Origin of the sequence: Burkholderia sp. Ap-955 (genome assembly GCF_011753045.1) — a bacterium.
Lineage (GTDB): Bacteria > Pseudomonadota > Gammaproteobacteria > Burkholderiales > Burkholderiaceae > Burkholderia > Burkholderia lata_D.
Window position 1 is genome coordinate 12,361 of sequence record NZ_VWWH01000010.1, and the last position, 25,842, is coordinate 38,202.

General features: G+C 67.7%; 22 protein-coding genes. 7 read left to right on the top strand and 15 right to left on the bottom strand.

Annotated elements, in window-relative coordinates:
- The 5 genes from F3J15_RS08360 to F3J15_RS08380 are packed head-to-tail and all read right to left on the bottom strand — an operon-like array spanning position 1 to position 4,262.
- The gene (locus F3J15_RS08360) at positions 1–393 is read right to left on the bottom strand and encodes a 5-carboxymethyl-2-hydroxymuconate Delta-isomerase (protein ID WP_039356869.1); all 393 of its coding nucleotides are present in this window, start codon (positions 391–393) and stop codon (positions 1–3) included.
- A gap of 33 nt (positions 394–426) precedes the next feature.
- Positions 427–1,275, bottom strand: coding sequence for a 3,4-dihydroxyphenylacetate 2,3-dioxygenase (hpaD, locus tag F3J15_RS08365; RefSeq protein ID WP_046547658.1), 849 nt, complete (start codon positions 1,273–1,275; stop codon positions 427–429).
- Positions 1,276–1,325: 50 nt separating this feature from the next.
- Positions 1,326–2,789, bottom strand: coding sequence for a 5-carboxymethyl-2-hydroxymuconate semialdehyde dehydrogenase (hpaE, locus tag F3J15_RS08370; RefSeq protein ID WP_059696297.1), 1,464 nt, complete (start codon positions 2,787–2,789; stop codon positions 1,326–1,328).
- Positions 2,790–2,811: 22 nt separating this feature from the next.
- A complete protein-coding gene (locus F3J15_RS08375) occupies positions 2,812–3,576 on the bottom strand; it encodes a fumarylacetoacetate hydrolase family protein (RefSeq protein ID WP_124577721.1) in 765 nt (254 codons plus the stop codon).
- Positions 3,573–4,262, bottom strand: a complete 690-nt coding sequence (locus tag F3J15_RS08380) for a fumarylacetoacetate hydrolase family protein (protein WP_166889670.1) — start codon at positions 4,260–4,262, stop codon at positions 3,573–3,575. The genes F3J15_RS08375 and F3J15_RS08380 overlap by 4 nt, the downstream gene beginning before the upstream one ends.
- A gap of 152 nt (positions 4,263–4,414) precedes the next feature.
- Between F3J15_RS08380 and hpaR the strand changes: the two genes are divergently transcribed.
- Positions 4,415–4,855, top strand: coding sequence for a homoprotocatechuate degradation operon regulator HpaR (hpaR, locus tag F3J15_RS08385; protein WP_039356885.1), 441 nt, complete (start codon positions 4,415–4,417; stop codon positions 4,853–4,855).
- A gap of 55 nt (positions 4,856–4,910) precedes the next feature.
- Here hpaR and F3J15_RS08390 read toward each other — a convergent pair whose 3' ends face one another.
- Positions 4,911–6,122 carry an SDR family oxidoreductase gene (locus F3J15_RS08390; protein WP_166889673.1) on the bottom strand — a complete coding sequence of 404 codons (1,212 nt, stop codon included), beginning with the start codon at positions 6,120–6,122 and terminating at the stop codon, positions 4,911–4,913.
- A gap of 650 nt (positions 6,123–6,772) precedes the next feature.
- Here F3J15_RS08390 and F3J15_RS08395 point away from each other — a divergent pair.
- From F3J15_RS08395 to F3J15_RS08410, 4 genes are all read left to right on the top strand, one after another.
- Positions 6,773–7,117, top strand: a complete 345-nt coding sequence (locus F3J15_RS08395; RefSeq protein WP_069251422.1) for a DUF3564 family protein — start codon at positions 6,773–6,775, stop codon at positions 7,115–7,117.
- Positions 7,118–7,527: 410 nt separating this feature from the next.
- Positions 7,528–9,426, top strand: coding sequence for a penicillin-binding protein 2 (locus tag F3J15_RS08400; RefSeq protein WP_166889676.1), 1,899 nt, complete (start codon positions 7,528–7,530; stop codon positions 9,424–9,426).
- Between the two features lie 207 nt (positions 9,427–9,633).
- A complete protein-coding gene (locus F3J15_RS08405; RefSeq protein WP_166889678.1) occupies positions 9,634–10,629 on the top strand; it encodes an arabinose ABC transporter substrate-binding protein in 996 nt (331 codons plus the stop codon).
- Between the two features lie 19 nt (positions 10,630–10,648).
- Positions 10,649–11,413 carry an SDR family oxidoreductase gene (locus F3J15_RS08410; protein ID WP_166889681.1) on the top strand — a complete coding sequence of 255 codons (765 nt, stop codon included), beginning with the start codon at positions 10,649–10,651 and terminating at the stop codon, positions 11,411–11,413.
- A 75-nt stretch (positions 11,414–11,488) separates the two neighbouring features.
- Here the strand turns inward: F3J15_RS08410 and F3J15_RS08415 are convergent, their stop codons facing one another.
- From F3J15_RS08415 to F3J15_RS08430, 4 genes are all read right to left on the bottom strand, one after another.
- Entirely contained in the window at positions 11,489–13,207 is a 1,719-nt protein-coding gene (locus F3J15_RS08415) for a cation:proton antiporter (protein ID WP_166889684.1), read from the bottom strand.
- A gap of 208 nt (positions 13,208–13,415) precedes the next feature.
- Positions 13,416–14,828 carry a cytochrome c gene (locus F3J15_RS08420; RefSeq protein WP_166889687.1) on the bottom strand — a complete coding sequence of 471 codons (1,413 nt, stop codon included), beginning with the start codon at positions 14,826–14,828 and terminating at the stop codon, positions 13,416–13,418.
- Positions 14,825–16,603 carry a GMC family oxidoreductase gene (locus tag F3J15_RS08425; RefSeq protein ID WP_069251417.1) on the bottom strand — a complete coding sequence of 593 codons (1,779 nt, stop codon included), beginning with the start codon at positions 16,601–16,603 and terminating at the stop codon, positions 14,825–14,827. Before F3J15_RS08425 ends, F3J15_RS08420 begins: the two co-directional genes overlap by 4 nt.
- Positions 16,603–17,340 carry a gluconate 2-dehydrogenase subunit 3 family protein gene (locus tag F3J15_RS08430; RefSeq protein ID WP_039356908.1) on the bottom strand — a complete coding sequence of 246 codons (738 nt, stop codon included), beginning with the start codon at positions 17,338–17,340 and terminating at the stop codon, positions 16,603–16,605. The genes F3J15_RS08425 and F3J15_RS08430 overlap by 1 nt, the downstream gene beginning before the upstream one ends.
- Positions 17,341–17,942: 602 nt before the next feature.
- On the opposite strand from F3J15_RS08430, the gene F3J15_RS08435 reads away from it, so the two are divergent.
- Positions 17,943–18,530 (top strand): RNA 2'-phosphotransferase, encoded by a 588-nt coding sequence (locus F3J15_RS08435; RefSeq protein ID WP_166889690.1) that lies wholly within the window; start codon positions 17,943–17,945, stop codon positions 18,528–18,530.
- A gap of 9 nt (positions 18,531–18,539) precedes the next feature.
- Here the strand turns inward: F3J15_RS08435 and F3J15_RS08440 are convergent, their stop codons facing one another.
- Entirely contained in the window at positions 18,540–18,956 is a 417-nt protein-coding gene (locus F3J15_RS08440; RefSeq protein ID WP_089458066.1) for a DUF3995 domain-containing protein, read from the bottom strand.
- 344 nt (positions 18,957–19,300) lie between these two features.
- On the opposite strand from F3J15_RS08440, the gene ald reads away from it, so the two are divergent.
- Complete coding sequence (gene ald, locus F3J15_RS08445; protein ID WP_166889693.1) at positions 19,301–20,416, top strand: alanine dehydrogenase; 1,116 nt, start codon at positions 19,301–19,303, stop codon at positions 20,414–20,416.
- 54 nt (positions 20,417–20,470) lie between these two features.
- Here ald and polX read toward each other — a convergent pair whose 3' ends face one another.
- The 4 genes from polX to F3J15_RS08465 all read right to left on the bottom strand — a co-directional run bounded on the left by polX (position 20,471) and on the right by F3J15_RS08465 (position 25,812).
- Positions 20,471–22,240, bottom strand: a complete 1,770-nt coding sequence (polX, locus tag F3J15_RS08450) for a DNA polymerase/3'-5' exonuclease PolX (protein WP_166889696.1) — start codon at positions 22,238–22,240, stop codon at positions 20,471–20,473.
- A gap of 155 nt (positions 22,241–22,395) precedes the next feature.
- The gene (locus tag F3J15_RS08455; protein WP_039357354.1) at positions 22,396–22,788 is read right to left on the bottom strand and encodes a TraR/DksA family transcriptional regulator; all 393 of its coding nucleotides are present in this window, start codon (positions 22,786–22,788) and stop codon (positions 22,396–22,398) included.
- A gap of 312 nt (positions 22,789–23,100) precedes the next feature.
- Complete coding sequence (locus tag F3J15_RS08460; RefSeq protein ID WP_166889699.1) at positions 23,101–24,273, bottom strand: glycosyltransferase family 1 protein; 1,173 nt, start codon at positions 24,271–24,273, stop codon at positions 23,101–23,103.
- Positions 24,274–24,426: 153 nt separating this feature from the next.
- The gene (locus F3J15_RS08465) at positions 24,427–25,812 is read right to left on the bottom strand and encodes an undecaprenyl-phosphate glucose phosphotransferase (RefSeq protein WP_089485942.1); all 1,386 of its coding nucleotides are present in this window, start codon (positions 25,810–25,812) and stop codon (positions 24,427–24,429) included.
- Between the last annotated feature and the right edge of the window lie 30 nt (positions 25,813–25,842).

The window sequence follows — 25,842 nt, forward strand, 5'->3', positions numbered from 1 at the left end:
TCAGCCTGCCCGCTTGTAGCGGGCATGGATGTTGTTGTGCTTGTACGAGCCGCTTTCGCTGAACTCGGTCAGTTCCATCGACAGCGCCAGGTAGCGTTTCGCGTACAACGCCGCGAAATGCGCCTTGATCGCGTCGAACAGTGCGTCGCATGCAGCCTTTTTCTGCTCGTCGGTACGGCCCGAGCCGATCTTGAGCGTCACGTGGACGAACGCGTCGTCCTCCGTGCCGTCGGCCACGCAGTAGTCCTGCAGTTCGATCGCGCGTGAGCGGATGCCGCCCGTCGGGAACACGCCGCCCTGCGCGATCAGCGTGGCGTTGATCGTGCGCAGCAGCGCGGGAATGCGCGCGTCGTCGCGGATGTTCGCGGTGTATTCGACGACGATGTGTGGCATGGCTAGCCTCCTGTCGAATGCGTGGCGCAGCGCTCAGGACAACGGAAAGATCGCATTGATCTGCCCGGTGCCCGAACTCGCGAAATAGTCGGTGACGATCTCGACAGGCTTGTCGTAGCGATCCCAGCCGAGCAAGCCGAGCAGCATCGCCGTGTCGTGCATCCCGCCTTCGCCGTGGCAATGCGTGTTGTACTCGGGCAGCATCGCGCAGAAGGTCTTGAAATCGCCCTGCTTCCACAGCTCGACCACGCGCAGGTCGACCTGCCGGAAGAATTCGCGGCTGATCTCGTGGATCGATTCCTCGGGGCTGCCGTTGTCGTTGAAGCGGTGCGACAGCGACCCGCTCGCGAGGAACGCGACGTTCGAATCGCTTTTCTCGATCGCTTCGAGCAGCGCCTCGCCGAAGCGCCGGCTTTCGTCGAGCTGATGCCACATGCACCAGCCGGCGATCGACACGACCTTGAAGTGCTGGTCGGCGTTCATGTAGCGCATCGGCACGAGCGTGCCGTATTCGAGTTCGAGGCTGTCGATCTCGTGCGCGCGCGTCGCGATCCCGCGCTCGGTGGCCGTCTCGGCGATCAGCCGGCCGAGCGCCGGGTTGCCCGGATAGGCGTACTGCATGTCGCGGATGAAATGCGGCAGCTCGTTGCTCGTGTATGTGCCCGAGAACTGCGCATTGCAGTTCACGTGATAGCCGGCGTTGACGAGCCAGTGCACGTCCGACACGACGATCGTGTCGACGCCGAGCGCGCGGCAGCGTTCGCCGATCAGTTGGTGGCCGCGGATCGCTGCTTCGCGGCAGCCGTGGTGCCTGCCGGGCATTTCCGACAGGTACATCGACGGCACATGCGTGATCTTCGCGGCGAGGGACAGCTTGCCCATCGTTCAAGTCTCCGTATGGTTCTTTCGTACAGCCAGACGACCCGCGCCCGTTACACGCCCCAGCGCGGAATGTGGTGCGAACCCATCGAGATGCACACGTTCTTGATCTCCGCGAACACCTCGAAACTGTACTCGCCGCCCTCGCGCCCGGTCCCCGATTCCTTCACGCCGCCGAACGGCTGGCGCAGGTCGCGCACGTTCTGGCTGTTCACGAACACCATCCCGGCCTCGATGCCGCGCGCGAGGCGATGCACCTTGCCGACATCCTGCGTCCAGATGTACGAAGCCAGGCCGTACGACGTATCGTTCGCGAGCCGCAGCCCTTCTTCCTCGTCCTCGAACGGGATCAGGCACGCGACCGGCCCGAAGATCTCTTCCTGCGCGACGCGCATCCGGTTGTCGACGTCGGCCAGCACGGTCGGCCGCACGAAGTTGCCGTTGCGCAGATGGTCGGGCAGGCCCGCCGGCTTGTCCGCGCCACCCGCGACCACGCGCGCACCCTCCTGCTCGCCGATGCGGATGTAGCCCGTGACCTTCTCCCAGTGCTGGCGCGTGATCATCGCGCCGAGGTTCGTGGCCGGATCGGACGGATCGCCGACCACCAGGTTGTTCGCGCGGCGCGCGAATTCCTGCACGAAGCGGTCGTAGATCGTGCGCTGCACGAAGATCCGCGAGCCGGCCGTGCAGCGTTCGCCATTGATCGAGAAGATCGTGAACAGCGATGCATCGAGCGCGCGGTCGAAATCGGCATCGTCGAAAATCAGCACCGGCGACTTGCCGCCAAGCTCCATCGAATACTTCTTGAGACCGGCACGCTCCATGATCCGCTTTCCGGTGACGGTGCCGCCGGTGAACGACACCGCGCGCACGTCCGGATGGCGCACGAGTGCATCGCCGGCCGTCGCGCCATAACCCTGCACGACGTTGAGCACGCCCGGCGGGATACCGGCTTCGAGCGCGAGGCGGCCGAGCTGGTCCGCCGTCAGCGGCGACAGTTCCGACATCTTCAGCACGGCCGTGTTGCCGAGCGCGAGGCACGGCGCCGTCTTCCACGTCGCGGTCATGAACGGCACGTTCCACGGCGACACCAGCGCGCACACGCCGACCGGCTGGTACAGCGTGTAGTTCAGCATCTGGTCGTCGACCGGATAGGTGCGGCCGTTCATCTGCACGCACACTTCCGCGAAGAAGTTGAAGTTCTCGGACGCGCGCGGAATCAGCTGCTTGCTCGTCTGCGCGATCGGCAGTCCGGTGTCCTGCGTCTCCAGCGCCGCGAGCATCGGCACGTTCTTCTCGATCAGTTCGCCGAGCTTGCGCATCAGCTTCGCGCGCTCCTTGGCGGGCGTGTTCGCCCATTTCGGGAACGCTTCCTTCGCCGCGCGCACGGCCGCATCGACTTCGGCCTCGCCGCCCGATGCGACGTCGGTGATGACTTCGCCCGTCGCGGGATTCAGCGTCGTGAACGTCTCGCGGCTCTCGACTTCCCGGCCGTCGATCCAGTGCTTGATGGTCATGCTCTCTCCTTGGGCGACGGGCTCAGCCGGCGCGATAGTAGTCTGCTTCGCCGACGATCGTGTTCACGAGCCGGCCAATCCCTTCGATCTCGGTGACGACCTCGTCGCCCGGCTTCGTGTCCGCCAGCCCCTCGGGCGTGCCGGTCAGGATCAGGTCGCCCGGCGAGAGCGTCATGAAGCCGCTGATGTGCTCGATCAGCGCGGGCACGTCGAAGATCATGTCGCGCGTGCTGCCGCGTTGCGTCTCCTGGCCGTTCACCGTCGTGCGCAGCGTCAGGTCGCCCGCGTCGCCGATCTCGTCGCGGCTGACGAACCACGGCCCGAGCGGCGTGCAGGTGTCGCGGTTCTTCACGCGCAGGTTCGGGCGGTAGTAGTTCTCGAGATAGTCGCGGATCGCGTAGTCGTTCGCGACCGTGTAACCGGCCACGTAGTCGAGCGCCTGCGCGCGGCTCACGTTGCGCGCGGGCCGGCCGATCACGACGGCCAGCTCGCACTCGTAATGCATGTGGGTGGCATCCGCCGGGCGCACGGTGCGCGACCGGTGGCCGATGAACGTGTTCGGCCCCTTCAGGAAGATCAGCGGCTCGCTCGGCGCCTTGAACGCGAGCTCCTTCGCGTGGTCGGCGTAGTTGAGGCCGAGCGCGAACGTCGTGCGCGGCGCGACGGGCGGCAGCCATTCGACCCGCTCTTCCGCGACGATTCGCCCCGTATCGAGGCGGATCGCACCGTCGCCGGCCGGTTCGGCCGCATGCAGTGCGCCGTTGTAGATCACGCGCGCCGTCTTCATCGTGCCTCCTCTGCAATCAGCGTGTGCCGCAACGTGCCGATGCCGGCCGCGGCGATCTCGATCGTGCTGCCCGCGCGGGCGCGCGGGGCGCCGCCGGCAACACCGAGCAGCAGCACGTCGCCCGCGTCGAACGACATGAAGGCCGTCACGTCGGCGATCAGCTCGCGCACCGGGCGAATCAGCGTGGCCGTCGAAGCGGACACGGCCACCTCGCCATCGATCCGCACGGTCAGGCCGATCGCGTCGATATCGTCCAGCGCGGCCACCGGCACGATGACCGGGCCCAGCGGGCAGAAACCGTCGCGGCACTTGAAGCGCACGGCCGGACGGTAGTAATCGGGATGTGGCACCGACACGTCGCTCGCGAGCGTGAAGCCGTGAAGGTAGTCGAGCGCCTGCGCGGCCGGCACGCGCGTCGCGCGGCGGGCGAACACGACGGCCACCGACGCACCGATCTCCAGCGCATCGACGCCGGCCGGCACGACGACGGCCGCGCCGTCGCTCGCATGCGTGTTGGCGGGCTTGATGTACAGGATCGGCGCCTGCGGCGGGCGCCCGTAAGGCGGTGCGTTCACGGCGTCGCCGAGCGCGTCGAGCGCCGCGCGCTCGTTGAGCAGCGCACCGTAGACGGTACCGATGGCGACCGGCAACGGCGGCGCCGCGGCGGTCGTGCAAGACAGCTCCATGCGTCATTCCCCTGCCGCGCGTCGCGGCGCATCGTCAATAGTTAATATCTTAAGTAAACAATCGAACGCTGGCAACCTCGATTACCCTGATATGCGAAATTCACTCCCCGCGGCTGTTAAGATTGATGCGTCCCCGTCCTCTGCCCTCCCCGATGAACCGTACGCTCGACCACCGCAACCTGGCCATGCTGCTGCTCGAGGCCCGCGAAACGCTGATGGGTCTGTTTCGCCCCATTCTCAAGGAATTCGCGCTGACCGAACAGCAATGGCGGATCATCCGCGTGCTCGACGGCGAACCGGCGCAGGCGCTCGAAGCGGGACAGATCGCGCGACGCTGCTGCATCCTGAGCCCGAGCCTCACGGGCGTGCTGGAACGGATGGAGCGCGACGGCCTGATCACGCGCACGCGCGCGCAGGAAGATCAGCGCCGGCTGTTGGTCAGCCTGACGCCGCAAAGCAGGAAACTGGTCACGGAAATCGGTCCGCGGATCGACGAGCAGTACCGGCAGCTCGAATCACGGTTCGGCCAGGACGGCCTCGAAGACATCTATCGCGCGCTCGACCGGCTCATCGAGCTCGGCGGCAACACGTGAAAACGGCGCCCGTTCCCGCCAACCGCGGGAACGGGCGCCCGTGCGGCGCGGGCGGTCAGTGCGCCGTGCCGCGGATCAGCTCGGTCACGGCCACGCCGCGCGACGTGCGCATGCATTCCTCGACGTAATCGATGAACGGCAACGGCTCGAAATCGATTTCGTCGCGCACGCGGCGGTTGTCGAACACGCGATCGACCGTCGCGAATTCCCCGCAGCGCTGCAGTGCCCGGCCGATCACGCGTTCGAGTGCCGGATCGGTCCGCCCCAGCACATCGCGCACCACGAGCGGCAACTCGGCCGGCGCACACGCCGCATAGCGCGGCGCGCCCGTCATGCCCGCCGCCTCGTCCATCGCACGCACGATCTGCGCGACCTGCGGCGCCTCGTCGCCGGCCGACACGTGATACAGGTCGTGCGCGAGCGTCGGCTTGACGGCCAGCAGCATCGTCGCACGCGCCACGTCGTCCACCGACACGATGTCGATGCGCGTCATCGGCCGCGCGGTGAAGCGGCGCGCGGCATGCGCGAGCCGGAACATCCAGAACGAATTCGGCGCGGGCCGCGTACCGAGCACCGTGTGGCCGACCACATGCGACGGCCGCACCACGACGAGCGGCAGCCCGAGCGCCCGCAGGCGCTGCTCGGTCTCGGCCTTCGCATGCAGGTAGTCCGCCGCGAGCACCGCACCCGGCAGGCCTTCTTCGTCGCGCGCGACGTCGTTCGCCGCATCGGCCGCGGCTTCTTCCTGCACGATCCCGCCGCGGCCCGCATGCGCATAGGCCGTGCCGACGTACACGAAGCGCTGCAGGCGCGGCGCCCGGGCGAAGCGTTCAGCGAAGCGCACTGCATCGGCGATGTCGGCCCGCAGGTGCGCGCCGTCGGCCGGCGACGCATGGCCTGCGCAATGAATCACGTGCGTCGCGGCGGCGAGGCGCGGCGCGTCGGCGCCCTGCCACACGTCGCCGAGCGCACCGACGATCACGTTCGCATCGGTCAGGCGCGACGCCCAGTACGGCGCCAGCCCCGCGCGCAGCGCCGCTTCGCGCAGCCGCGCGACGGCGTGGCCGCGATCCTGCGCACGCACGACACAGACGATGCGGTCGAGCAGCCCCGCATTGACGAGCGCCGTCAGTACGGTACTGCCGATGAAGCCGGTTGCGCCGGTCAGCACCAGCCGCCCGACGTTCGCCGCCGCGACCGGTGCGCTGGCCGGCGACACGAGGCTCGTCCGCCAGTTGAGCGACAACGCGGTTTTCCAGATCAGCACGATAGTCTCCTTCGAAGAGTCGGCCGGGCGGCGCGACGCCCGCGGTTGCGGGCTGCGCACGGCTCACCGGCCGGGCCGGGGCCTGACGCGCGCCCCGGCAGTCCCGATCGGGCGTGCGGCCCGCGATCGCGTCGATCGCGTCTCTGGCACGAGGCGGCGGCAGCCGCCGAGGACGGGCGTCCGCGGCACTGGATCGGGAAGATCCCAGTGTGGGGCCCGACCGCAGGCAAGTCTGTCCCGAAAGTTTCGTGAAAGTGTGCCGATTTGTACGGGATTGTCGGAGTCTGTCGTCCCGGGCGCGCCGTCAAGACGCCGCAACCTCCGGTCGGGCCGCTTTTCGGCGGTGCGGTACCGCCTCGGATCGGCCCGGTTTCCGCAGCCGGCCGCACGCGACAGATCGACGCGCCTCGCGGCCATGTCATCCCATGTCTCGATGATCGGCCCTGCCCCCTCGGCACCGCGATCGCCGGTACGCGCGGGTTTGCGCACGCTACCGGAATAACCATGCATCATCAGACGTCGTTCCATCTGAAATCGAAATGGACTCAATATGAATTTATTGCGGATTATCACTTGCGTTTCACACCAGTCTATCTAGACTGATCAAGTCAAAACGGTCGAACGCGTCATTTTTATAGGAGACGATCACAATGCGCCTCACCATTCGGATTAATGGCAGCGAATCGGCAACCCGGAACGCCTTCGCGGTACTGTGGGTCGATACCGACGAGGGGCTGTGGTCGCGCGAAGCACACCAAGGCATGGATCTCCCGACCTGGGGCAAGGTCCGCGACGTCGAGGGCGCAATGGCGCTCTGCGCGGCCGACAGCGGGAATGCCGTGTGCCAGTTGAAGGGACTGTCGTTCGATGCGACGCAGCGCGAACAGGGCCCCGCGGTGCTCGCCGGCAATCACCCCGCCGCGTGGCGACTGCAGGCTGTCGACCGCTGCACGAGTGAGCCGGAATACCGGGAATTCATTTCCGTCGACCGATAGAAATTATCGATGCAATTCGTCTGCGGTTTTCGGGTTTATTCCGGTTTCAGCGATATTTATTTCGATATTCAGCATTAACGGCGCCCCGTTTCGGGGCGCTTTTCATTTTCCGGTTTAAAGAAATAACCGCGAACCGATCAATTGATCGCCCACCGGCGAGGATCAGCATCGATCCGGACCTGAAATCGCCAGCCCTCCGATTTACAGGTCCCGAATCGCCCGCCTTTAATCGTCCGCTGCTTCCGTGTAATGCCGCTTCCCGCGTGCCTTTTCCGGCCTGTGTCAGCGCGCCGATACCGGCTTTTTCTCGGGGCCGGAACATACTTTCCCCACACGGTGTTTACTCATTTATTACAATTGCATTATTCAGACTGACTCACCGCCCTCGGGCGGCCCGACCCGGCCATTGCATGAGCGTGAAAAAGAAGACCCACCCCGCCGATCCGTACGCGGCCGCGACCAAGAATCCGATGCTCGCGTCACGCCTGCCGATGTGGCGCTCGAAGCTGATCGTGATCATCGTGTTCCTCGCGTTCGCCGCGCTGATCGGCCGCGCCTTCTGGGTGCAGGTCGCGAACAAGGAGTTCTACGTCGGCCAGGGTCAGAAACGCTACCAGCGCACGATCGAGCTCGACGCGACGCGCGGGCGCATCGTCGACCGCAACGGCGCGATGCTCGCCGTCAGCCTGTCGACCTATGAAATCTGGGCGAACCCGAAACAGGTCGCCGACACCGACTACCCGCAGATCTCGAAGCTGCTCGACATGCCGCTCGCCGAGGTCAAGCGGCGCCTCGGCAACGACAAGACGTTCGTGCTGCTCAAGCGGCAGGTCGACGCGGACACCGCGGGCAAGCTGGACAAGCTCGCGATCGACGGCATCACGCAGATCGCCGATTCGAAGCGTTTCTACCCGGAAGGCGAATCGGCCGCGCACGTGGTGGGCTTCACGAACGTCGAGGACAAGGGCCAGGAAGGCGTCGAACTCGCCGCGAATGCGCGCCTGGTGGGCACGTCCGGGCAGCGCGAGGTGATCCGCGACCGGCTCGGCCGCATCGTGTCGGACACGCGCCCGCTCGTCCCGGCGCAGCACGGCGCCACGATCGAACTGACGATCGACCGCCGCATCCAGCAGCTCGCGTTCAGCCAGCTCAAGGCGGCCGTGGTCGAGAACAACGCCGTGGCCGGCAGCGTCGTGGTGCTCGACGCGCAGAACGGCGAGATCCTCGCGCTCGCGAACTATCCGACCTTCGACCCGAACGACCGCGCGCGCCTCACCGGCCAGCAGTTGCGCAATCGCGCGGTGATCGACACGTTCGAGCCGGGCTCGACGATCAAGCCGCTCGTCGTCGCGCTGTCGATCGACGAGCGCAAGGTCACGCCGAACACGATCATCAACACGTCGCCGGGCACCTACAAGATCGGCCCGGCCGTGATCCACGACACGTCGAATCACGGGTCTCTGACGGTGTCGCAGGCGCTGCAGAAGTCGAGCAACGTCGCGCTCGCGAAGCTCGCGCTGAACCTGCCCGCCGAAACGATCTGGAACAAATACCAGGAATACGGGATCGGCCGCGCGCCGGAACTCACGTTCCCGGGCGTCGCGTCGGGCCGGCTGCGCGGCTACAAGCGCTGGCGGCCGATCGAGCAGGCGACGATGGCATACGGCTACGGGCTGTCGATGTCGCTGCTGCAGATCGCGCAGACCTACACGGCCTATGCGGGCGACGGCACGCTGCACCCGGTGTCGCTGCTGAAGAACGGCACCGACCAGCAAACGATCGACGCGCATCGCGGCCACCGCGTGACGTCGCCACAGACGGCCGCGGCGATCCGTTCGATGCTCGAGATGGCGGTCGGCGAAGGCGGCACGGGGCGCCGCGCGCGCGTCGACGGCTACCGGATCGGCGGCAAGACCGGTACCGCGCGCAAGCAGGTCGGCGCAACCTATGCGAAGGGCAAGTACCGCGCGCTGTTCGCCGGGATGGCGCCGATGAGCAACCCGCGCCTGATCGTCGCGGTGATGATCGACGAGCCGCGCGGCAAGGGCTATTACGGCGGCACGGTGGCCGGCCCGGTGTTCGCGTCGGTCACGAGCGGCTCGCTGCAGTTGCTCGGCGTGCCGCCCGACGCACCGGTCGAGCCCGAGAAAAACCCGCCGGCGAAAGCCGTTGCGCCGCAGAAGACGGTGGCGGCACCGAAAGCGGCGGCGACGCCGGCCAGGACAGCCGCTGGGCCGAAAACCGCCGCATCGCTGAAGACTGCCGCGCCGTCGAGAACACCAGTGCAGGCAAACACGGCGGCGGGGTAATCGACCCAGCCCGAGCGACGCGCCGCCCCGGCGTGTCGCACCCCGACAACCTCGTCGCCGCCTCACACTTCCCCGCCATCGGGCACCGTCCCACCTTCTAGGAACGCCGCGCATCATTTGAGCGTTTCCGCTGCCTCCTCCTACAATTTTTTGCGCGCGTCGGGCAGCCCTGCCCACGTGCGCGACTACAACAAAGGAGAGAGACGCATGCGATTCCACTGGAAGACGCTCGCACTGGCCATCGCGAGCGCGGCACTGGTCGTCGGGGCGCCCGCCCATGCCGCCGACCCCGCCGACGTGAAAATCGGCTTCCTCGTCAAACAGCCGGACGATCCGTGGTTCCAGGACGAATGGCGCTTCGCCGAGCAGGCGGCGAAGGAACGGCACTTCACGCTGATCAAGATTGCGACGCCGAGCGGCGAAAAGGTGTCGACCGCGCTCGACAGCCTCGCCGCGCAAAAGGCGCAGGGCGTGATCATCTGCGCCCCCGACGTGAAGCTCGGTCCCGGCATCGCGGCGAAGGCGAAGCGCGCGGGGATCAAGCTGATGTCGGTCGACGACCAGCTCGTCGACGGCCGCGGCGCGGCGCTCCAGGGCGTGCCGCACATGGGCATCTCCGCGTACAAGATCGGCCAGCAGGTCGGCCAGGCGATCGCGGACGAGACGAAGCGGCGCGGCTGGAATCCGGCCGAGGTCGGCATCATCCGGATCGCATACGACCAGTTGCCGACCGCGAAAGAGCGCACGACCGGCGCGGTGGACGCGCTCAAGGCCGCCGGCTTCCCGGCCGCGAACGTGATCGACGCGCCCGAAATGACGGCCGACACCGAAGGCGCGTTCAACGCGGCGAACATCGCGCTCACCAAGCATGCGAATTTCAAGCGCTGGGTCGCATTCGGCTCGAACGACGACACGACGGTCGGCGCGGTGCGCGCCGCCGAGGGGCGCGGCATCGGCGCCGACGCGATGGTCGCGGTCGGCATCAACGGCAGCCAGGTCGCGCTCAACGAATTCGCGAAGCCGAAACCGACGGGCTTCTACGGCTCGATCCTGCTGAATCCGCGCCAGCACGGCTACCAGACGAGCATCAACATGGTCGACTGGATCACGAAGAACCAAGTGCCGCCGCCGCTCGTGCTGACGTCCGGCACGCTGATCACGCGCGACAACGAAAAGCAGGCGCGCGCCGCGCTCGGCCTGTGAGCCGGTACAAGGAGCCGACATGACACGCACCACCCTCGTGACGGGCGCCGCCGGCGGCATTGGCCAGGCGCTGTGCCGCACCTTCCTCGCCGCGGGCGACCGCGTGCTCGCGCTCGATCGCGACCGCGCGGCGCTCGACCGCTTCCTCGAAACGCTCGACGACGCGCACGCGACGCCGCTCGTCGACGACCTGACCGACGTCGAGCAGCTGCGTTCGCTGCTCGAATCGCAGCCGCCGGTCGACGTGCTCGTCGCGAACGCGGGCACGGCGGCGTCGACCACGCTGCGCGACACGACGCCCGCCACCTGGCGCACGGATCTCGACGCGAACCTGACGGCCACCTACGTGAGCGTCGAAGCCGTGCTGCCCGGCATGCGGGCGCGCGGGCGCGGCGCGATCGCGATCATCGGTTCGGTCAACGGCGTGCATGCGCTCGGGCATCCGGCGTACAGCGCGGCGAAGGCCGGGCTGATCAGCTATACGAAATCGCTCGCGATCGAATTCGGCCGCGACGGCGTGCGCGCGAACATCGTGCTGCCGGGCACCGTGAAGACACCCGCGTGGGAAGCGCGTGTGGCGCGCAACCCGCAGGTGTTCGAGGCGTTGAGGAAGTGGTATCCGCTCGACGATTTCGCGACACCCGACGACGTCGCGCAGGCCGCGCTGTTCCTGTGCTCGCCGGCTGCACGGATCATCACCGGTGTGGTGCTGCCCGTCGATGGCGGCCTGCTGGCCGGCAATCGCGTGATGGCGCAGGAACTGACGCTGGAGACGTTCTACTGAAACGGAAGCACGCAGGGCCGGCGGCCGCCCGGGCCGCCGCGCCCCGCCCGGCACGCGGCGCGATGCCGCGCGCCGTCAATGCGCGGCGGCCGCAGCCGGCTTCGTCATCCTGCCGAGCACGTGCTCGGTCATTCCGCGCGCGAGTTCGGTCTCGCCCATGAACACGGTGCCGATACCCTCGTTCGACAGCAGTGCGGCCTCGTCGCCGCTGTTCGTGCACAGCACGACCTCGAGCGCCGGATTCAAGGTGCGCGAGATCTCGACGATCTGCCGCACGTCGAACACATCGGGCAGCGTGACGACCAGCATCCCGGCGCGCGCGATATGCGCCTGCACGAGCACGATCGGCTCGATCGCGTCGCCCGACACGGCCGCAACACCTTCTTCACGCAGCTTCTCGACGAGTTCGCGATTCTGCTCGACGACGACATACGCGATGCCGCGCTCGTCCAGCGCGTGCGCGATGCGCGTGCCGACCTTGCCGTAGCCGACGATCACGACCTGCCCGGTCAGGTGCGTCTGCGGCGTCGACATCGGCAGCGCGGCGAGCGGATCGTCGCGGGCCTCGAGCTTGCGCGCGAACGCCGAATGCTTGCGAATCCACGCGAGCGCCGGATCGATCATAGCGAACAGCAGCGTGTTCATCGCGATCGAGATCAGCGCGACGGCCAGAATCAGGCTCTGCCCCTCGGCCGACAGCAGGCCGAGCGCGCGGCCGAGCCCGGCGAGGATGAACGAGAATTCGCCGATCTGCGCGAGACCCGCACCGACCGTCAGCGCGGTATTCAGCGGATAGCGGAACGCGATCACGAGCGCGACCGCCGCGAGCGTCTTGCCGATCACCACGATCGCCGCGACCTCGATCACGTGCAGCGGCTCCGCGAGCAGGATCTTCGGGTCGAACAGCATCCCGACCGAAATGAAGAACAGCACCGAGAACGCGTCGCGCAGCGGCAGCGTCTCGTCGGCCGCGCGCCGGCTGAACTCCGACTCGCGCATCATCATCCCGGCGAAGAACGCGCCGAGCGCGAACGACACGTCGAACAGCTTCGCCGCGCCGAACGCGATGCCGACCGCCGCGGCAATCATGCAAAGCGTGAACAATTCGCGTGAACCCGTGCGCGCGACGAGCCACAGAATGCGCGGGAACACGCGCTTGCCGACCACCAGCATCAGCGCAATGAACGCCGCGACCTTCAGCATCGTGACGCCGAGCGTGCCCCACACGCTGCCGCCGGCCGCATGCGCGTCGCCGGGCGGCGTACCGCCGAGCAGCCCCGCGACGGGCGGCAGCAGCACCAGCACGAGCACCATCACGAGATCCTCGACGACGAGCCAGCCGACCGCGATGCGCCCGTTGACCGTCTCGACCAGCCCGCGCCCTTCGAGCGCACGCAGCAGCACCACCGTGCTCGCGACCGACAGCGCGAGCCCGAACACGAGCGCCGCGCCGATGCTCCAGCCCCAGGTGAGCGCGAGCCCGCCGCCGAGCAGCGTGGCCACCGTAATCTGGACGATCGCGCCCGGCAGTGCGATCTTGCGCACCGCGAGCAGATCGCCGAGCGAGAAATGCAGGCCGACGCCGAACATCAGCAGCATCACGCCGACTTCGGCGAGCTGCTGCGCGAGCGACAGGTCGCCGACGAAGCCGGGCGTGCCGGGGCCGATCACGATCCCGGCGAGCAGATAGCCGACGAGCGGCGGCATTTTCAACAGCGACGCGAAATAACCGAAGACCATCGCGAGACCGAAACCGGCCGCGAGCAACGCAATCAGGCTGACGTCATGAGGCATCCCCCCTCCCGAAGTTCTTGTAACTATTTAGTAAGGTTCAAGAATGAAAGGATAAGGGATGAGGCGGAAAAATGGCGCGCCGCCGCGAAAAATTCACGCGGTGGCGCGCCTTTGCGGGGTGCAACCCCGGCGAAAAGAAAGGCGCCGCGCGGATGCGGCGGCGCCCTGAAGCCCATCGGACAGGCGGGGCTGGCGCCCCGCCGCCCCGTCAACGCGACGCTTGCGGGAACCGTGCGCCCGGCGGCGCTTCGGGCCGGGTCGACGGCACGCTCTTGCGCACCTTCGCGACCTGCGCGGCCGTCACGGCAGCACCCGTGTTGCCCCAGCTCGTGCGCACGAAGTTGGACACGTCCGCGACTTCCTGGTCCGACAGGCGCCAGCCGAACGGCGGCATCGTGAACGTCGACGGCGCGGTGCGCGTCCCCTGCAGCGCGCTGCCTTCCAGCACCACGTGGATCAGCGAGGTCGGATCGTCGCCCTGCACGACCGGGTTGCCGGCGAGCGCCGGGAACACGCGCGTGTAGCCGTGGCCGTCGCTGCGGTGGCAGGCCATGCAGTTGTCGCGATAGACGGCCGCGCCCGGCTTGCTCGCGTCGCCAGTCTGCAGCGCCTTCGCGGCGGCCGCGTCGTACACGTGCGGCTGTTCGCCCTGCACGCGCGGCGGCAGCGTCTTCAGGTAGCGCGCGATCGCGGTCAGGTCACCGTCGGTCATGTGCTGCATGCTGTGGCCGACCACGTCCGTCATCCCGCCGAACGCGGCCGTGCGCAGCGTGCGGCCCGTCTTCAGGAACTGCACGATCTCGGTTTCCGTCCACGTGCCGAGGCCCGTGCGCGGCTCGCCGCGCAGGCTCGTCGGCACCCAGCCGTCGATCGCCGCGCCGCCGGCCAGGAAGTCCTGGCCGTCCGCGTCGGTCAGCCCGCGCTCCTGCATGGTCGGCGCACGCGGCGTATGGCATGCGCCGCAGTGGCCGAGACCCTGCACGAGATACGCACCGCGCGCGACCACCGGATTGGTGTACGGCGCCGCGTCGAACGGCTTCGGCGTCGGCGCGAACATCTTGCGCCAGATCCCGAGCGGCCAGCGCATCGACAGCGGCCACACGATGTCGACCGCGCGGTTCTCATGCTCGACCGGCGCGACGCCGTGCATGAAGTACGCGTACAGCGCCTTCATGTCGTCGTCGGTCAGGCGCGCATAGGACGGGAACGGCATCGCCGGATACATCGTGTCGCCGTTCTTGCGCACGCCTTCGCGCACCGCGCGCGTGAAGTCCTCGACGGTCCAGCCGCCCAGGCCCGTTTTCGGGTCCGGCGTGATGTTCGTCGAGTAGATCCCGCCGATCGGCGTGTCGAATTTCAGCCCGCCCGCGAACGGCTTGCCGCCGCTCGCGGTGTGACATGCGATGCAGTCGCCTGCCCGCGCGAGGTATTCGCCGCGCTTGATCAGGGCCGCGTCGGCGGATGGGGCCGCGGGTGCGGCCGCCGGGCCGGAAGCCGCCGCGGGCGCTGCCGGCTGCGCCAATGCCGCCGTGCCCGCGAAGCCGAACGCGGCCCAGGCCGCACCGGCCGCCAGCGCGCGCGTCATCCGGCGCGCGACGTTGTGGTTCATCGTCCTCTTCATACGGTCACCAGCGGGGCGGGATTTTTCAGGTATTGCTCGCGGATCGCACGTGCCGACCAGTAGGCCAGCGCCGCGATGATCCCGGTCGGGTTGTAGCCGATGCCCTGCGGCAGCGCCGATGCGCCCATCACGAACACGTTGTGCACGTCCCAGCACTGCAGGTAGCGGTTCAGCACGCTCGTCTTCGGGTCGGTGCCCATGATCGCGCCGCCGACGAGGTGGGTCGTCTGGTACTGGCGCGAGTCGAAGTGCTTGCCGAACTCGCGCGTCGACACGCCGATCGCCTTCGGCCCCATTGCTTCCGCGATCTTCTTCATCTGCCCGGTCACGTACTGCGCCATCTTGATGTCGTTGTCCTTCCAGTCGAAGGTCATCCGCAACAGCGGCTGGCCGTACGAATCGCGATAGGTCGGATCGAGGTCGAGATACACGTCGCGGTACGACATGTTGGTGCCGTGCGCGTCCATCGAGATCGTGTGCGCGTAGTTGTCCTTGACCGCCTTCTTCCACGCCGAGCCCCACTGCGGCGTACCGGGCGGCGTCGCGATGCCGCTGATCGGTTTCACGCCGGCCTGGTTCACCCACAGCGGCGAGCCGCCGACGAAGCCGAGCGGGCCGTGGTCGAAGTTGTCCGCGTTGAAATCGTCCACCGCGACGCCGTTGCCGCCCGCGCCGATGAACGGATTCGTGTAGGTGTCCTTGTCGAAGTACGCCTTGATCGTCGACAGGTTCTGGTACGCGAAATTGCGCCCCACGACGCCTTCGCCCGAGATCGGGTCGTACGGCTTGCCGATGCCCGACAGCAGCAGCAGATGCACGTTGTGATACTGGAACGCGGCCACGATCACGAGATCGGCCGGCTGGTGCACTTCGCGCCCGGCCGGGTCGACGTAGGTCACGCCCGTCGCGCGCTTCTTCGTATCGTCGAGGTCGACGCGCAGCACGTGGCACTTCGAGCGCAGCTCGAAGTTCGGCGCCTGCTTCAGCGCAGGCAGGATGTTCAGGTTCGGCGACGCCTTCGAGTACATGTAGCACGCGTAACCGCTGCAGTAGCCGCAGAAGTTGCACGGGCCCATCTGCACGCCGTACGGGTTGGTGTACGGGCCCGACGTGTTCGCCGACGGCAGCCGGTACGGATGCAGGCCGAGCGACTTCGCCGCATCGGAGAAGCGCTGCGCCGAATAGGTATTGAGCTGCGCGGGCAGCGGGAAGTTGTCGCTGCGGTTCGCTTCGAACACGTTGCCGTCGCCAACCACCTTGCCGCCGACCTTGTACGCCTGCCCCGACGTGCCGAACACCTTCTCGGCGAAATCGAAATGCGGCTCGAGCTCCTCGTAGGTCACGCCCGTGTCCTGGATCGTCATCCCTTCGGGGATGAACTTCTTGCCGTAGCGCTCTTCATAGTGGCTGCGCAGGCGCAGCTCTTCCGGCGTGATCCGGAAATGCACGCCCGACCAGTGCAGCCCCGCGCCGCCGACGCCTTCGCCCGGCAGGAACGCGGCGAGCTGCCGGTACGGCAGCGCGGTGTCCTGCAGGCCATGACGGATCGACACGGTCGTCTTCGACAGGTCGAGGAACAGCTTCTTGCGGATGTTGTAGGTCAGCTCGTCGATCGTGTTCGGATACGCGCCGTCCGGATAGGTGTCGCGATACTCGCCGCGCTCGAGCGCGACGACGTTCAGGCCCGCTTCGGTCAGTTCCTTCGCGAGAATCGCGCCGGTCCAGCCGAAGCCGACGATCACCGCATCGACATGCGGCTTTTTCTCTGCGGCCATCAGCTGCGCTCCCCGTTGATCGAGACGGGGCCGTACGGATACGACTTGCCGTTCTGGTTGACGAAATCCATGAAGTCCGCGCGCGCGCCCGGAAAGCCGATCATCTTCCACGCGGCCATGTCGTGATTGCCGCCATGCACCGGATCGCAGAAGTACCCTTCGCGCGTGTTCTGCAGCAACTGACCGAAGAACACGCCGGGCGGCACGTCGTCGATCTGCGCACCGCCCTTCTCCAGCGCGCCGAGCACGGTGTCGCGCGTCGGCGCGTCGAGATCCGCGAACGCCTTGCCGTGGGTCTTCTCGCAATAACGGTTGACCGCCGCGATGCCGAGCCGGTAGATGTCGCGCGGCACCAGCTTCAGCTGGTAGCCGAGCTCGGGCACGCCTTGCTGGAACGGGCCCTGCATATACCAGGTGGCGCCGTGCGCATACGGCGTCTCCATCTGGCGGTCGATGAATTCGGGCACGCCCGATTCGAGCGCGCCGGGACCTTCGGCGTCGGCCGGAATCAGCCGGTCGACGGCGGCCTGGACGAACGCCCATTCCTTCGCATCGAAGAAGGTCGGCTTGTACGGAGCGCGTTCGGCGTTGGCCGATGCACCGGGCGCGTTGCCAGTCGTCGCGGAAGGCGACGACGAACGCAGGTCGCAGCCGGCGACCGACGCGATCGGCACGAGCGCGACCGACGTGCGCAGGAAACGGCGGCGCGAGTTGGGTTTGTCAGGTGGCGTGGACATGGTCGGATGTTGATCGTTGGGGCTCGGGGCCCGGACGCGCGCACTCCGCATGCGGCATGTCCGGTATGGCAGCCATGCCGCATGCGGCTGGCCGTCCTGTTCTTTCGTCTGTTGCGAACAACCTCGCTGCAGGCGCCGCCCGTGCCGAGCACGACAGCGCCTTCATGCAGTCGCGCATCGCGCCAATTCAGGTCGCGCTGCACGGATCGGCTTCTTTGCGAGCCTTATCGTCTGACAAATACCGGCATCTGCCTGCATCTGCCCTTCATCGCTCATGACCCTCATTCAACTTAGACGCCGCGTTTGCCGACAGCAAGCGCGACGTGCACGACCCTCTTTCGGGTCCGGCGACAAGTGCCGCGAATTATAAATGGAACCGGTTCCATTGAGTGTCGTATCAATGCAATTCAATGCATCGAAAATCGCAACAATTGAAAAATCCGGGAGTCGGAACCGACAAGAATCGCGTGATTCCCGACTGATGCGGGGCGTCACGTAGAGGATGGTTGTGTGGCGAGCGGCGCCGAAGGTTGTCTCTTTCCAGCCACGCGGGGTACCCGGGAGTGCCCTTTTGCGCGGTGCTCTGGTAGCCTCCGCGTCTCATGAAACCACACAAGAAGAATGAACTGCCGGCGACCGACGCGACCGGCATCAGCCGAATGCTCAGCTACCTGCTGCGCCACGCGCCGCAGTCGATCGGGCTGCAACTCGACCCGGAAGGCTGGGCCGACATCGACGAACTGATTACCGGCGCTGCTCGCCACGGGCACCGCCTCGATCGTGCGACGCTCGAAACCGTCTGCGCGACGAACGACAAGCAGCGCTTCGCCCTCTCCGACGACGGCCGCCGCATCCGTGCGGTACAAGGCCATTCGACGCCCGTCGTGCAACGCCGCTATCCGGCCGCGCAGCCGCCCGAGCGCCTGTATCACGGCACTGCGACGCGCTTCCTGGATTCGATTCGGGCGCAAGGGCTGAAACCCGGCGCCCGTCATCACGTGCATCTGTCGCCGGACATCGGGACGGCACTGGCCGTCGGCACGCGCTACGGCGTGCCCGTGATACTCGAGGTCGATGCGCAGCGCATGCATCGGCAAGGCCACACGTTCTTCGTCGCGGAAAACGGCGTATGGCTGACCGACGCCGTGCCGGCGGAATTCCTTAAAGAGATGGACGGGCCCGCGCGCTGAGACGTGCGCTCACCACGGCCAGAACATCGACGCGATGGACAGCGCCAGCGCCGCGCAAAGCGGCGAGTAATACAGCGTGTCCATGCGTGCGAAACGCGACCCGCGAATCCGCTTGAAGAAGCCGACGTAACGGAAATCGCCGACGGCCCGCACCGCGAAGATCAGTGCGAACGCAACGACCGCGAACGAGATCGTGCCGGGATACGTGTTCGGCCCCAGCCAGCCGGCACGCGCGGCAACCACGCACGCGCCGCCCAGCAATGCCACCGCGACCGCGAGCGTGCCGATGGCGGTCGGCCGCAATAGCGGCTCGCCGTCCTGCTCCGGAATGGCCGCCCCCTTGCCGCGCCGCCCGCCCAACGCCCAGTAGACGTGAACGAGCGCGATTGCGCAAAGCGTCGGCACGCTGAAATACGCTCCGGTCATGTCGGTCAGTGTCCTCGTGTCGTTGTCTCGTTATCTGGATGTGTTGCCGGCAGCGGTCCGGCACGCGGCCTCGGTCCGCGACACACGTGACGATACCGAAACCCGGCAACACGTGCATTGCGACCGCCGGTCGCAACCCGCCACCGTCACCCGCAGCAGCGCATGTTGCGATGCAGTGCGCGCGCCGGTACGCGCAGCCCGGCCGCTTGACTTCCCTTCGCGCACTACTACCCTGTTATTCCAGTACTGCGGTCGATACGCCCCTGCGCGATCGGCCGCACGGGCATCGTTCGCCGCATGGCGCACCTGCACGACAACGATAACGAAGGCCATGGAGGCGACTCATGCTGATCGGTGTGCCGAAAGAGATCAAGAACCACGAATATCGCGTGGGCCTCACGCCAGCCGGCGCGCGCGAACTGACGCGGCACGGCCATCGCGTATTGGTGCAGCGCGGCGCGGGCACGGCGATCGGCCTGCTCGACAACGACTACACGGCCGCGGGCGCATCGCTCTGCGACGGCGCCGACGAAGTCTTCGCGCGCGCCGACATGATCATCAAGGTCAAGGAGCCGCAGCCGGCGGAATGCGCGATGCTGCGGCGCGGGCAGATCCTCTACACGTACCTGCATCTCGCGCCCGATCCCGACCAGGCGGCCGCACTCGTGAAGTCGGGCGCCGTCTGCATCGCGTACGAAACCGTGACGGGCCCGGGCGGCGGCCTGCCGCTGCTCGCACCGATGAGCGAGGTGGCCGGGCGCATGTCGATCCAGGTCGCGGCGACCCACCTCGAAAGCCCGCGCGGCGGGCGCGGCCTGCTGATGGCCGGGGTGCCCGGCGTGCCGGCCGCGCATGTCGTCGTGCTCGGCGCGGGCGTGGTGGGCACCGGCGCCCTGCAGATGGCGGTCGGCCTCGGTGCGCGCGTCACCGTGCTCGATACCAACGTGAACCGGCTGCGCCAGCTCGACCTCGTCTTCGCCAACCGGATCGCGACCGTCTGCTCGAATGCACACACGATCGACGAAGCCGTGCGCGACGCCGACGTCGTGATCGGCGCCGTGCTCGTGCCGGGCGCATCGGCGCCGCGGCTCGTCACGCGCGACATGATCGCGACGATGCGCACGGGAGCAGTCGTCGTCGACGTCGCGATCGACCAGGGCGGATGCTTCGAGACCTCGCATGCGACGACGCACGCAGCCCCGACCTTCGTCGTCGACGGCGTCGTGCACTACTGCGTCGCGAACATGCCCGGCGCAGTCGCGCGTACGTCGACCTTCGCGCTGAACAACGCGACGCTCACCCATGCGCTCGCGCTCGCCGACAAGGGCTGGAAGCAGGCGATGACCGACGATCCGCATCTGCGCGCGGGCCTGAACGTGTGCGACGGACACATCACGTACGAAGCCGTCGCGCTGGCGCTCGGTCTGCCCTATGTGCCGGCGACCGGCGTACTGGTATGACGTGACCGCATTCATGACCGGCCAGCCGCCGACGGCACGCGCCGCCGGCTGCGTTCACGCGCCCTTCGCGCCGCCGCTGCGCTTCGACGCGCCGCCCGCTCCCATCGTGCGTGCAAGCAGCGGCCTCAATTGCGCGAGCGTGCGCGTGTTCAGCACGTCGGACCGCGTGAGCCAGCCACGTCGCGCCTGATCGACGCCGTACGCCAGATTGTCGAGTTCGTCCGCACTGCACGCATCCGAGCCGATCGCCACCGGCACGCCGGCCTTCGCGGCCTCGCGGCACCAGACGTCCGGCAGGTCGAGCCGCCGCGGCTGCGCATCGAGTTCGACGAAGCAGCCGCGCGCCGCGGCGTGCACGATCACGCGCGGCACGTCGAGTTCGCATGCATCGCGCTCGCCGAGCACGCGGCCCGTCGGGTGCGCGAGAATCGTGAAATGCGGATGGTCCATCGCGCGCAGCATGCGCGCGGTCTGCGCGTCGCGCGACAGTGCGAAGCCGTCGCGTACCGCACCGACCACGAGATCGAGCCGGCCGAGCATCGCATCGGGCACATCGAGGCTGCCATCCTCGCGAATGCTCGCCTCCACGCCCTTGAGCAGCACGAAACCGTCGAACGACGCGTTGAGGCGATCGATCTCGTCGAGCTGCCGGGCAAGCCAGTCGAAGTCGCTGCGGCTGCCGCCGGCATCCGGTGCCCGGTCGGTGATGGCCAGGTACGCGAACCCGCGTGCGCGTGCCGCATCGGCCATCGCACGCAGGCTGTCGCGGCCGGCCGACGCGTCGGTATGCGCATGCAGATCGCCGTGCATGTGCTTGCGCTCGACCAGTGCCGGCAGCTCGCCCACCCGCGCGGCGTCGATCTCGCCGCGATCCTCGCGCAGCTCGGGCGGCACGTCGTGCAACCCGATCGCCGCATAGACCGACGCCTCGGTCGCGCCGGCAATCCGTTCGTCGCCGCGAAACACGCCGTATTCGTTGATCTTCAGCCCGCCGGCCTGCGCGATCCTGCGCAACGCGATGTTGTGCGCCTTCGATCCCGTGAAGTAGACGAGCGCCGCGCCGAACGCATCGGCATCGACGACGCGCAGGTCGACCTGCAACCCGCTGGCGAGCACGACGCTCGACTTCGTCTTGCCGTGCGCGAGCACGCGCGCAACCTCGCCATAGCCGACGAACGCTTCGGCGACGGCCACCGGATCACGTGCGGTGACGAGGATGTCGAGATCGCCGACCGTCTCGCGCCGGCGGCGGAAACTGCCGGCCGCCACGACCTTGCCGACGCCCGCGATCGCGCGCAGGCGGTCGAGCAGCGGCAGCAGCGAGTGCGCCGCATCCGGCAGCAGGAAACGTTGGGGTTCGCGCTTCAGCCGGTCGTCGATCGCTTCGAGCAGATGCGCTTCGGTTTTCGGGCCGAAGCCCGGCAGCTCGCGCACGTGCCCGTTCTTCGCTTCCGCGCGAAGCTGCTCGAGCGAATCGACGTGCAGTGCGTCATGGAGCGCCTTCACACGCTTCGCGCCGAGCCCCGGCACGTCGAGCAGCTCGACGATCGCGCCCGGCAGCGCGTGGCGCAGCGTTTGCTGTAGTTCGCAGGTACCGGTCGCGGCGATCTCGCGCAGCTTCGACGCGAGATCGGGCCCGATCGACGGGATCTTCCCGAGATCGTCGCCGTTCGCGATCATCGTCGGGATATCGCGCCCGTAGTCGGCAATCGTCCGTGCTGCGTTGCGGTAGGCACGCACCCGGAACGGATTGGCACCCTGGATCTCGAGCATGTCGGCAATCTCGGCGAACACGGCCGCGCATCCGGCATTGTGGATCGGCATGATCGGCGTGACTCCCTTCCACGTGGATGACGCCGCGCGCATGCGCGACGGCGTCTGCCCGCCCGGCGCCGCATGCTGACGTCGCCGGGCGCCCGTTCATCATCGTACGCCGGCCGCGCCGCGCGTGCAGCGCCGCGATGGCGACGACGTCAGCGTCAGAGGGAGGCGCGCGGCGTCGTGGCGTATTGCCGCTCGTAGATCGACTGGCAATGCGTGCAGCGTTCGGCGGCCGGGCGCGCCAGCAAGCGCTCGTAGCCGACCGAGCCGTCGCAGTCGATGCACTCGCCGTAGCTGCCGTCGCGCATCCGCTGCTGGGCACGGCCGATCGCGCGCAGCTCGGTCAGTTTCATGCCGATCAACGCATGATCGACGTCGACGAACAGATCCGCATTGGCCTCGTCACCCTCGTCCGGCGCCGCGCCGGCGAGGTCTGCGTAGGACTCCGACGCGCGCTGGTCTTCGCTGGTGCGGATCTCCGCTCGCAACGTCTGCTCGCTCTCGTTCAGCCGCTGTTTCAGCGTCTGCCGTTGTTGTGGGTCGAGCGCCATGGCCGTCTCTCCTGTTCCGGGTTCCGCGCGGAGCATTGCGGCGCGCGGTGTCGCGCCGGTGCGCGGCGGGCCGGCGTCACCGCCTGCCACCGTGTCCGGATGGGCGCCCGGCGACACGCAGTGCCGGACGCATTCGACGCAGGATAAACCCATTGAACACGCGTGTGTTGACCGGAATCAGCGTGCGCTGCAGCGCTCGCCCGATGCGCGCCGGAACTGGGGACGGACGGTAAATCGCGACATCGTCGAATGCGGTTATCGCAGACGCCGCCGGCGTCGCCCGACCCGTCTGCAACGTTGCGTCATCGCACGTCAAGCATCGGCACGGACGATGTCGATCAACGTGCGCGCCGAGCGCTGCCAGCTGTACCGGTGCGCGTGCTCGCGGCCCAGCGTGCGCAGCCGTGCCCGCAGTTCCGGATCGTCCATGACGCGGGCGATCGCCGCGGCGATATCCGGTGGTGAATACGCATCGCAGAACAACGCTGCACCGCCGCAGACTTCGGGCAGCGCCCCTTCGTGCGACACGATGACCGGGCAGCCACATCGCATCGCCTCGAGCGGCGGCAATCCGAATCCTTCGTAAAGCGACGGAAACACGAAGCAGCCTGCATGCTCGTACAGCGCCTTCAGCTCGCCGTCGGTCACGTAACCGGCCCATGTGACGTACGGATCGTCTTCGCGCAGGCCCGCCGCGCGTGCGCCGAAGACCTTCGCATTGGCGCCCCCCGCGATCACGAAGCGCAACGTCGGGTGCGACTCGCGCATCAGCGCCACCGCAGCCAGTGCGCGCACGAGATTCTTGCCGGGCGCAAGCGACCCGACGAACAACACGTAGCGGTCCGTCTCGAGATTCAGGCGTGACAGCACGCCGGGATCGGCATCGATGCGGTCGATATGATCGACCGCCCCCGGCACGACCGACAGGCGCGCCGGCGGCACGCCAAGCCGCGCGGCCAGCCGCGCCCGCGAAAAATGCGAGACCGTCACGATATGGCGCGCACGTCGCTTCATGATCGAGAACGCGAAGCGGTACCAGAGGCGGAACGCCATCGAATAGCCGGCCGGCAGATCGAAAATCGCCGCGTCATGAATCATCAGCAACTGATCGCGCTTGACCAGCGGGCCAATGTTGCAAAGGCTCAGCAAGGTCCGGCCGCGCGTCGTGCGCGGCAGCGTCCATTGTTCCCACAACGTGCCGTGCCGGCGCCCGGACGTCAGCGATCGCGCGCCGGCCGGCATGGCCGCCGGATCGTGATCGGACGGCACGACGAGCGACGGCGCATCGTCGGCGTTCGCGATCCGCGCGAGCTCGGCCGTCAGTTCGTATGCCACGCGCTGAACGCCCGTCATGCGCTGCGCGGTGAATTTTCCGTTGATTGCGAGCCGGCGCGGCCGCGCGGCATGCGCGGCCGTGCCGGCGCCCCGCTCCGCGCGCGCTTCCTGCAATACCGATGCGCTTCGCTCTCGAATCGACGTTGACATGATCGTGACCATTCCGATGGCTGCGGCGCGCCGTTGCGCCGCCGGACACCCCGTTGCGCGGGATGCTGCTGTGCCGTCAGTGTGTCCGTCACCTGCACTCCGGTCGGTACGTTCGATCGCACAACGCGCCGCTTTCCGGATGATTTGACATCCTTAGAATGCATTGCGTCCGATGAATCCCCGAACGATCGTCAACAGGATGATCTTCATGTCGAACCAGAAGCTCCAGTTCTGCATGTAGAACAGATCGAACTTCACACGCGCTTCCATCGCCTCGACCTTGCGCGTCTCGCCGCGATAGCCGTTCACCTGCGCCCATCCGGTGATGCCGGGCCGCACGCGGTAGCGGTACATGTAGCAGTCGATCAGTTGCCGGTAGAAGTCGTCGTGTTCGATCGCGTGGGGGCGTGGGCCGACGACCGACATCTGCCCGAACAGCACGTTGAAGAACTGCGGCAGTTCGTCGAGCGACGTCCGCCGCAGGAACGCGCCGACGCGTGTGATCCGCGAATCGTTGCGCGACGCCTGTCGCACGACGCCCGGTTGGTCGCGATGCACGCGCATCGTCCGGAACTTGAGAATGTCGAACTCCCGGCCGTCGACACCCTTGCGGCGCTGCCTGAACAGCACGGGCCCCGGCGACGACAGCTTGACCGCGATCGCCAGCATCGACAGCAGCGGCAGCAACGGAATCAGCACGCCGAATGCGAACAGCCGGTCGAACGCGAACTTCGCCCACAGCTCCGGCGCCGAGCGCGGCGTGGTCGCGAGGTTGATGGCCGGCATGCCGAGCACGTCGGTCGCCGAGCGATCGACCACCGCCATCTGCCGCACGTCGGGCAACAGCCGCAGCTCCACGAACTCGTCGCGCAACTCGCGGACGATGCGCTGGATCCGCCACTCGTGCGACATCGGCAGCGTGAGCCATACCTCGTCGATCTCGCCGCCGCGAATCAGGTCGCGCAACGCGTTCCAGTCGTCGATCACCGGCACGCCGCCGATGCCGCCGGACGCAGCCTGCGCGTCGTCGTCGAATACGCACGCCGCCACGAAAGGCCCCTGCGGCGCAAGCTGCATCCGCTCGACCGCGACCCGCCCGTACGCCGTTGCGCCGACCACCGCGACGCGGCGCTGCCGCGCGCGCGGGTCGTCACGCGTCAGCGCGAGCGCCAGCAGCGCGGCACGGCCGAGCAGCAATGCGGCGTCGCCGGCCAGCACCGTGCGCACGATCCAGTGCGTCGTGATCGTGCCGCCGCGGTTCATGATCCACATCGCGGCAGTCACCGTCAGCACGCTCGCGCAGACGAGCGCCACCATCGTCTGCGTCAGTGCATGCGTGCCGCCTTGCGGCGCCACGCTGCCGCGCACGGTGCGCAGGTCGCGCGGCAGCAAGGCCACGGTCAGCACGCACAGCAGCGCGATCGTGCCGCGCTGCGCGTCGGACAGCGCGTGCCACGCGAGGCCCGACGCCGCCTGCGCGGCGAGCGCGCCTGCCAGCACGAGCACGACGTCGGCAACTGCGATCACAGAACGCCGCATGGAATTCGTCCCACCGGACGTCGATTGCAT